Origin of the sequence: Caballeronia udeis (assembly GCF_044909315.1) — a bacterium.
Taxonomy (GTDB): Bacteria; Pseudomonadota; Gammaproteobacteria; order Burkholderiales; family Burkholderiaceae; genus Caballeronia; species Caballeronia udeis_A.
On the sequence record NZ_JBIYEB010000005.1, the window covers coordinates 434,703 to 442,919 of the forward strand.

Annotated in this window: 6 protein-coding genes and 1 pseudogene; 3 read left to right on the forward strand and 4 right to left on the reverse strand. The window is 58.1% G+C overall.

Going from position 1 to position 8,217, the window contains the following annotated elements; all coding sequences use genetic code 11:
* Window positions 1–152 precede the first annotated feature (152 nt).
* Both ABH944_RS11585 and ABH944_RS11590 read left to right on the forward strand, forming a co-directional pair.
* Window positions 153–1,955, forward strand: a complete 1,803-nt coding sequence (locus ABH944_RS11585; RefSeq protein WP_404659374.1) for a hybrid sensor histidine kinase/response regulator — start codon at window positions 153–155, stop codon at window positions 1,953–1,955.
* A gap of 426 nt (window positions 1,956–2,381) precedes the next feature.
* Complete coding sequence (locus ABH944_RS11590; RefSeq protein ID WP_404659376.1) at window positions 2,382–4,094, forward strand: hybrid sensor histidine kinase/response regulator; 1,713 nt, start codon at window positions 2,382–2,384, stop codon at window positions 4,092–4,094.
* Here the strand turns inward: ABH944_RS11590 and ABH944_RS11595 are convergent.
* Window positions 4,036–4,785, reverse strand: a complete 750-nt coding sequence (locus tag ABH944_RS11595) for a response regulator transcription factor (protein WP_404615790.1) — start codon at window positions 4,783–4,785, stop codon at window positions 4,036–4,038. The genes ABH944_RS11590 and ABH944_RS11595 overlap by 59 nt on opposite strands.
* A 532-nt stretch (window positions 4,786–5,317) precedes the next feature.
* Between ABH944_RS11595 and ABH944_RS11600 the strand changes: the two genes are divergently transcribed.
* The gene (locus ABH944_RS11600) at window positions 5,318–7,012 is read left to right on the forward strand and encodes a hypothetical protein (protein ID WP_404615788.1); all 1,695 of its coding nucleotides are present in this window, start codon (window positions 5,318–5,320) and stop codon (window positions 7,010–7,012) included.
* Between the two features lie 151 nt (window positions 7,013–7,163).
* Here the strand turns inward: ABH944_RS11600 and ABH944_RS11605 are convergent.
* The 3 genes and pseudogenes from ABH944_RS11605 to ABH944_RS11615 form a co-directional block, all read right to left on the reverse strand.
* Window positions 7,164–7,448: pseudogene (locus ABH944_RS11605) on the reverse strand (succinylglutamate desuccinylase/aspartoacylase family protein); the annotation flags it as partial.
* Window positions 7,449–7,641: 193 nt separating this feature from the next.
* A complete protein-coding gene (locus ABH944_RS11610) occupies window positions 7,642–7,941 on the reverse strand; it encodes a group II intron maturase-specific domain-containing protein (protein WP_404659378.1) in 300 nt (99 codons plus the stop codon).
* Window positions 7,886–8,217, reverse strand: a 332-nt coding sequence (locus ABH944_RS11615; RefSeq protein ID WP_404659380.1) for a reverse transcriptase domain-containing protein, incomplete at its 5' end; no start/stop codon positions are given. The genes ABH944_RS11615 and ABH944_RS11610, both read right to left, overlap by 56 nt.

Below are 8,217 nucleotides of genomic sequence, written 5' to 3' on the forward strand. Positions count from 1 at the left end.
GGGAACCTGTCTAACGCGTGGTGCGCCGATAAAACCCCTCAAGGTTGCGCACTATCCGCCCACGGCGGCTTTCCTGATCAAGCAGCCTTATGAGATCGTCAGGCTTCGTGGTACGCAAGTTTAAATCGGCGGCTCAGGAGCGTGCGTTCCGTATGGACTGCGCGCGTCGCTACGCGGGCCAACGCAGGCTGGCTGGTGCCATCTTCATACTGATATGGATCACGGGTACTGTCCGCGATTGGTTGCTGTTGAACACGCTTGATTCCGGCGTCCTCTTCCACGTTGGCTATGTGCGACTCGCAGGTGCCGTGGGTATGGCTGTGCCGGTATGGTTGCTGTGGGGACCGCGCGCCTTTGACGAACGCTGGGCCGTCGGACTACTTTGTGCAGTGACGATGGGCCACTGGTTCGAGCTATTGGGGTTGGTGAACGTTTACCCGCCGACCCGGATCGGGTCGGAGATTATCCCGGGCTTTTTTAATGTCCTTTTTCTGGTATTCACATTGTTCCGGCTTCGTGCAATCACGGCAGCGTGGTTAGTCGGACTATGCGTTGTAACCTTTAATCTTCTACAACTGAACATTGAAATCTCAGCGCGGAGTGATATTTCCACGATGGTGGTTCACTGGTTTTCCGGTGGGGCTATGGTGTTTATCATGTATCTCGCCGGCATTGTCGTCTGCATTCAGTTTGAACGCGTTGCCCGGCGCGAATTTGTGTTCCGGCGGACGTTGCGCGCAGCCAAGGCACGCGTTGAAGCGGCGTCCCTGGCTGTCAATCAGCAGAATGACCGTATGAGAGAAATCGTTAGAGAGAAGGAGCGGTTCTTTTCATCGGCCTACCACGACATCCAGCAACCTCTCGCCGCGATCAACCTCTTCATTCGCAGCGCGCGGGTAAAACTCGAAGATGAACATGCCGCAAGTCATGATCTCGACGTCGTCGAGGAAACGGCACGCGACATCCTCGACATGTTCAAGGACATTCAGGACTACAGCGAGCTAGGCTCTTACATCCCGCGCATGGCGCCCGTCGATACGCAGGCCGTACTGACGGAGATCTTCGAGCAATACCTTGAACCGGCAAGGTCGCGCGGCATCGAATTCAGGCTCGGCGTGCGTCGGCACGCCCCGCCGCCCATTGAAAGTGACCGCGCCTTGTTCAAGCGGGCATTGTCCAATTTCGTATCGAATGCGATCAAGAACACCTCCGCGGGTGGTGTCGTCATCGGCTGGGTGGAGATCGGGGAGCGGCTTCGCATAGACGTGCGGGACACGGGCGTCGGGATCTCGCCTGTGCATCGGGAGGCGATATTCGCCGAGTACTATCAGATCAACAACCCGGGCCGCGATCGCTCGAAAGGCCTGGGGCTCGGGCTCTCTATCGTGCACCGGGTGATTGGTATTCTGCCGAAACACAGCATGAGTTTCTGGTCGGTCGAAGGGCGCGGATCGCGCTTTTCCCTGTACGCTCCGATTTCTGAAATGACACCTGTCATAGGGACGGACGATCCAAAGAGCGCCGCATCAACATTCGTCCTCCAAGGCAAATACATCTTGCTGTGCGACGACGAACCGATCGTTCTCGAGGGCCTCCGCAGGTTGTTCATCAGTGCCGGCGCGCTGGTGGATAGCGCCGAGTCAATGGCGGGATTCGATGCAATCCTGGCCGATGACGGCCGCGTACCCGACATCATCATCACCGATATCCGGTTGCGCGATGGGCCGACCGGTATCGAGCTTGCCCAGCGGATCAGGCAGCATTTCGCTTGGGCCGGCGTGCTTCCCGTCGCGTTCATCACGGGCGAACTGGTGTCTCCTCTCGCACTTCGCGATTTCGCCGAGCCGTTCGTGCTGTTGCGAAAGTCTTCCACGCCCGAAAGCACGCTCGCAGAAGTCAGTCGGCTCGTTGCCGACTGGCAGCTGACAGGCTTCGGTCAGGTGCGGGATCCGTGACTGGCGGGACCGATTTCAGATAGAAATATGTCCCCATTACGCAGCGGCAGTACGAGGGTTGGCCGATCCGGGTGACGCATCAGGCAGTCGCCTTCCATGACCGAACTCCTTGCCAAACCGTCCGGTTGCGGGCAAGGACACATCACGCTGCTGATACATTTGTGGCTGATCGTAGGGATGGCGACCTGTTATTCTGTATTTATGGTGCGTTGATAAGGCCTCTCGATGCCGCGCACTATCCGCCCACGGCGGCTCTCCTGATCAAGCAGCCTTATGAGATCGTCAGGCTTCGTAGTACGCAAGTTCAGATCGGCGGCTGAAGAGCGTGCGTTCCTTATGGACTATGCGCGTCGCTACGCGGGCCAACGCAGGCTGGCCGGCGCCAGCCTCATACTGATATGGATCCTGTTTGTTGGCCGTGATTGGTTGCTGCTGAACACGCTTGATCCCAACATCCTCCTGCGCGTTGGCCATGTGCGACTTGCAGGTGCCGTGGGTATGGCTGTGCCGGTATGGTTAATGTGGGGACCACGCGCCTTTGACGAACGCCGGGCCGTCAGATTACTTTGTGTAGTGATGCTGAGTTGTTGGTTCGCCCAATTGGGGTTGATGAGCGTTTACCCGGCAAACCGGGCCTTCGATGCAATTTCCCCCGAATTTTTTATTATCACTTTCCTGATATTCACATCGTTCCGACTCCGTGCAATCACGGCAGCGTGGTTGGTCGGACTATGCGTTGTAACCTTCCGTCTTACCATTTACCTCTGGATACGAGGTAATGTTTCCACGCCAGGGTTTCACTCGGTTTCCTGGGTTCACCGTGGGAATACGGTGTCTCTCATGTATCTCGCTGGCATTGTCGTCTGCATCCAGTTTGAACGCGCTGCCCGGCGCGAATTTGTATTCCGGCGGACGTTGCGCGCAGCCAAGGCACGCGTTGAAGCGGCGTCCCTGGCTATCAATCAGCAGAATGACCGTATGAGAGAGTTCGTCAGAGAGAAGGAGCGGTTCTTTTCATCGGCCTACCACGACATCCAGCAGCCCCTCGCTGCGATCAACCTCTTCATCCGTAGTGCGCGGGTAAAACTCGATGATAAACACGCCGCGAGTCATGATCTCGACGTCGTCGAGGAAACAGCACGCGATATTCTCGACATGTTCAAGGACATTCAGGACTACAGCGAGCTAGGCTCTTACATACCGCGCATGGCACCCGTCGATACGCAGACCGTAATGACGGAGGTCTTCGAGCAATACCTTGAACCGGCAAGGTCACGGGGTATCGAATTGAGGATCAGCGGACACCGGCGGCGCCCGCCGCCCATTGAAAGTGACCGCTCCCTGTTCAAGCGCGCATTGTCCAATTTCGTATCGAATGCAATCAAGAACACCTCCGAAGGAGGTGTCGTCATCGGCTGGGTGGAGATCGGCGAACAGCTTCGCATAGACGTACGGGACACGGGCGTCGGGATCTCGCCTGTGCATCGGGAGGCGATATTCGCCGAGTACTATCAGATCAACAACCCGGGCCGCGATCGCTCGAAAGGCCTGGGGCTCGGGCTCTCTATCGTGCACCGGGTGATTGGTATTCTGCCGAAACACAGCATGAGTTTCTGGTCGGTCGAAGGGCGCGGATCGCGCTTTTCCCTGTACGCTCCGATTTCTGAAATGACACCTGTCATAGGGACGGACGATCCAAAGAGCGCCGCATCAACATTCGTCCTCCAAGGCAAATACATCTTGCTGTGCGACGACGAACCGATCGTTCTCGAGGGCCTCCGCAGGTTGTTCATCAGTGCCGGCGCGCTGGTGGATAGCGCCGAGTCAATGGCGGGATTCGATGCAATCCTGGCCGATGACGGCCGCGTACCCGACATCATCATCACCGATATCCGGTTGCGCGATGGGCCGACCGGTATCGAGCTTGCCCAGCGGATCAGGCAGCATTTCGCGTGGGCCGGCGTGCTTCCCGTCGCGTTCATCACGGGCGAACTGGTGTCTCCTCTCGCACTTCGCGATTTCGCCGAGCCGTTCGTGCTGTTGCGAAAGTCTTCCACGCCGGAAAGCACGCTCGCTGAAGTCAGTCGTTTCGTTGCCGCTCAACAGCCGGCAGGCTTCGGTCATGTGCGGGATCCGTGACCGGCGGGACACCGAGTTTGATTCCTTTATCCGCCAGCATGACGATGAGTTCCGTGCGGCGCCGAAGATTGAAATGCGCAAGCAGATGACTGACGTACTTCCGAACGGTAATGTCCTCGAGCCCCATTTTCAGGGCAATGGCCTTGGAGGGAAGTCCACGCACCAGCCACGCCAGTGTCTCGAACTCTCTCGGACTGAGTCCCAGCCCGGATGCGGTGCTCATTTCCGAATTGCCGCCCGGCTGCGCCTTCCCCGGTCCATTTGCCGACGTTTCCTCCGTGCCCATGTCATGCCTGAGTTTCGCAATGCTGGCGGCGGGCAGGAATACGCCTCCGGCAAGCACTGCGCTTATTGCTGCATGAAGCGCTTCAGGAGGTGACGATTTGGGCACGTAGCCCATGGCGCGAAGTTCAATGCATTGACTGATGGTTTCCACGCTCTCATCGGCCGATATCACAATCACCGGTAACGACGGACGCGACTCCTTCAAGCGGCCAAGCGCGCTGCAGCCGTTGCCATCGGGAAGGTCGAGATCAAGAAAAACGATGTTCAGGAACTCGCCAAGCGCGTGATTCATGCATTGCGACAACGTACTCGCGTGCAGCAGCTCGATGCTCGGAAAGAGCTCCCTAAGCAGCAGTGCCAATCCGGCTCTGAATAGCTCGTGATCATCGACGATCAGTACGCGCATGCCAACATCTCCCAGGACTACTGTTGGGGCGAGCTGCTATTACATAGCGGATCATGCTGATAGGTAGATCGTCCGCTGTAATTAAATTGAATAGTACACGCAAGGCACTTTGCAGCTTCAGGCTAAATCAGCCGGGATGTCTTTGCGGTTCCTGATCGGCCAACGGAATCATTGTCTCCGGCCAATTCACAACGTAGTTATCTCGCACGGACTTGACGCGCCATATCCACTGACGAATTCAAAAAAAGCACCGCGCAGATTCGTCGCAGCCCTCCGGTCTTGTTCAAGCGCACAAACACCTCATCAAAGATCTCAGGCCGGGTAGCAAAGTGGACCGTCTGCGTCTGAGCAAACTCTCGCGGGACACATTCGAGCGCAGACCACCACGCACCAGCACCGAACCTTGCCACGGGAAAACCACTACGGGTTCTATCGGAGCCTGTAAATAATCCTACACACGCCGCTGCTAACGTCACGCAACCGTTTGCGTTGGACGCCGTGTAACTTCACTCCCCTTTCCCGGAGAAATCACATGCAGCCTGTTTTTCACCCGTTTCCGACTCGTCGGCGTTCCCTCGCCCGAGGCGTTTCAGCGCTGGCGCTGCTTCCATTGGGCATTAGCCTCGCTGCAGTGGCGCAAGAGCCGCAAAACGGACACGACGCCGCATTTCAACCCGGGAATCTTGTCGTCAGTCGCAGCGTCTACGACAACCTCTCGGCCAACGTACAGGTTGGCTCGATCCTGCCACCCGGCTGCGCGCAAACGACAGGCGGGTGTGGCGCGGCAACCGGCGCGACAAACGACGGCACCTACCCATTCGTCTGGAACAACGTCCTCTATGACGGCAGCTTCGGTATCACGTCGAAGATTTTCCTGGATCAGTTGGCGCCATCCGGCGGGCGGATCAATACGCTGGAGGTGCCGAGCGTGACGAATGCGGGCACCACGGCAGACCATCTGGTAACCAGCTTCAGTTCGAAGTCGGAAATCGGGCTTCACCTTTCACACGACGGAAAGTACCTGACCTTCATGGGCTATGTCGCTCCGGTCAACATGCTGGATGTATCGAATTCAAACACGCCAGGCGCCGTGGATCCGACCAATCCCGACGGGCAGAGCTTCTACCGTGCCGTGGCCAAAGTCGATCGCAACGGACGCTTCAGTTTCACCGAAACGAATGCCTATAGCGGCAATAACGGCCGCGCTGCGATCCTGATCGAGCGCGGCGGAAAGCACTTCTTCTTCACGACCGGCAACGCGGGCAATGGAAGCAATCCCCAGCCGGCCGGCGTCGTCCTCGGCGCAGGCTCGCAATTCATTGCGGAGGCGACGCAGCCCGAAGCGCAACAAACTCCCGGCACGCCCAGTCCGCTAGCAAGCTTTTCGGTCACCAAATTGGGCGCGCCCGCCGACAAGATCGGCAAGGACGACAACTTTCGCGGAACGACCATTTTCAATAACGTGGTCTACATGACCAAGGGCAGCGGCAGCAATGGCGTCAACACCGTCTACTTCGTCGACACCACCGGGACCGCGTGCCCGAACGGTACAGGTGTGCCTTCGCCGAAAGCGGTGTTGCCAAGTGCACCGCTCAGTTACGATGCTTCGACTCTCGCGACAACCGGCCTGCCGAGCAACATGTGCATCCTGAGTGGCTTCCCGTCGACTCCGAACAAGACCGCGACGACCCTCAGTTTCCCGTTCGGCATCTGGTTCGCCGACGCCAACACACTCTATGTGGCCGACGAAGGCGACGGTTATGCGGGCGGCGCCGATCTCTTCACGCACGCGGCTGCGCAATCTACCGCGGGTCTTCAGAAATGGGTGTTCAACGCGCCCACGAAGAAATGGGTGCTGGCCTATACGCTGCAAAACGGATTGGACCTCGGTAAGCCCTACACGGTGCGAAACTACCCGCTCGGGAGCAACGCGGCAACCGGACTGCCGTGGTCGCCCGCGACTGATGGTCTCCGTAACCTGATTGGTTCCGTTGGCCGCGATGGCACCGTCACGGTCTGGGCAACGACGTCCACGGTGAGCGGAAACGGCGATACCGGCGCGGATCCGAACAAGCTCGTTGCCATCAAGGATGAGCTGAAAAATACCCGCCCGGCAGCTGCTGCGAATGCGAATTTTGTCACGATCAGCTCTGCCAGGTTCGGCGAAGTGCTGCGTGGAGTCTCGTTCACGCCAGGCACGGATGACGGCAGCGACGGCACGCACTAGTGATAAGTGGTGAGACGCACGCACCTCATGTGCGTCTCACCACTCTTGCCCGCCTTCTTTGTGTCGTATGAGCCCGCAGAGGTGTTTTGAGCCGGAGCTTACTCCCAGTCTGACCAGCCATTCACTGATAGTGGCGCCAATGAGTTCAGGCGATCAGGCGTCCGCTGATTTGCATGGACAGCATGCGTTGCAACAGTTTCATCAGCGCGATCGGCCCTTCGTATTCGTCGCCGTGATTGCCTCCTGTCAGGAGGGCCGTCGGACCGTCGCCACGTTTGAGCACGGCGATCGGGATGGGGATGTGCCCATACGCGGAACGGTCCACGGAATGTGGCACGCGCAATGTGCCGGTCTGAAAACCTTCCTGCTCGAAATCGATATCCGTTGAAATGCGCGAGTGGTCGGTTGGCAAGGTTCGTCTCCTGAGTATTGGCATGGAGTGCGGCGCCGAATGCAAATGACGCAGCGATGCCCGTACTATCGGAAATCGATATGCTTTATGCCAATGCCGATTGATGACCCGCGTGATGCCTTGGAGGCATCACCCTTAGTGGTGAGTAGCCCCGGGGAGTTTCACCCCGAGGCTCTCGCGGAACCGGACGTGAGGCTCGCACCTCATCCGGCTCCCGTTACCCGACCTCGCGCCGAGCGATACGCCAGTGAACGAACAACCGTGGAGCGAGTTCCTTCATCTTGCCGAGCCATCGGACACTACGCTGCTTTCGCCGCCGGAGTGTCTTGTATTTGCGTCTGGCCCACTGTGCAAGCTTCTGGTCTATATAGTGGAAGAGCTTTCGCATCTCCGACCTATAGAACGCCCCATAGTAGTTCCACCACCCTTGTATCGTCGGGTTGCATAACTGCGCGATCTCTTCAAGCGTCGCTGGCGTGCGGCGATGGACCCGCCAGCCCCGCACCACCTGCCTCATCCGTTTGAGCGCGTCGCCACTCACCGCCGGCAGGAAACCGGTAAATAGCCGGTTGTGTCGACTGCGCGCTCCCCTGGGCCCGAACGTGAAGCCCAGAAACGTAAATTGCACGCATCAACAACGCATGATCGATCTGATCGAACGCCGCCTTGATGTCAAACTCAACAACCCAGTCATACTGCCAGCAACGCTTGCGCGTCACAGCAATTGCCTGTTTAGCCGACTTGCCCGGCCGGTATCCGTAAGAATCAGGATGAAACACCGGATCGAGTGTCG